Source organism: Pleomorphovibrio marinus (assembly GCF_003347495.1).
Taxonomy (GTDB): Bacteria; Bacteroidota; Bacteroidia; order Cytophagales; family Cyclobacteriaceae; genus Pleomorphovibrio; species Pleomorphovibrio marinus.
In genome coordinates, this window is the sequence record NZ_QCXY01000046.1 from 1 (window position 1) to 740 (window position 740).

General features: G+C 32.8%; 1 protein-coding gene. It reads left to right on the top strand.

Annotation, left to right across the window (positions count from 1 at the left end; genetic code table 11):
* Positions 1-31 precede the first annotated feature (31 nt).
* Positions 32-613 (top strand): hypothetical protein, encoded by a 582-nt coding sequence (locus DB520_RS26300; protein WP_114752806.1) that lies wholly within the window; start codon positions 32-34, stop codon positions 611-613.
* Positions 614-740 lie beyond the last annotated feature (127 nt).

Genomic DNA, 740 nt, shown 5'->3' on the forward strand with positions numbered 1-740 from the left:
GTATGCCATTAAAGGAACTGATACATAACCCATGAAATATACTTTATTAATATTTCTTATTCTGACCAATGTAAAATGCTTCGGACAAGGAAGTGACAGTAAAGATTATTCAGATTCTGAAAGAAAAAAAATTCAAATAGCCGAGAATTTTTTAATTGAAACATTCAGTGAGACTTTTTTGAATGATACTCTTGAATTTAAAGGTTTATATAAGTCTGTTTTAGATATGGTGGCATTTGAAATCAAAAATGATCTTTCAACGGATACATCCAGAAATATGATTTTAGTTTTTTTAAATGGCGAAAATGTAGAAACTGAATACAATACTAAAATTACTAGGCAAAATGTTTATAACTATTTCAAAGGCGTTTCAAACGAAAATATCTACCTAAATCATGATTATGCTTTAAGCTTAGCAAAGAGAGCAAATTTTGAAAAAGGAATTAAGGGCTGGATTATTTCAATTAGTGGTGTTGCAGATTCTGTATGGTGGACTGTAAAATCCTATCAAAAAGTAGATTATGACCCTGTATACTCAGCAAATGGGAAAGATTTTAAAGTAAATATTAGAGATGGTAAAATCAAAATATCTGAGTGGGTTGAAATAGAATAAACGGCATACAACATCACCTTGGAAGACAGCGGGCGGTTCCGAGTAAATGGAAAGTTTAGTATCTTTAAGAAGTTAGGAGTAGGCTTGAAGGGTACGGCTCCGAGAGCCCGCCGTCTCCAAGCTGAGG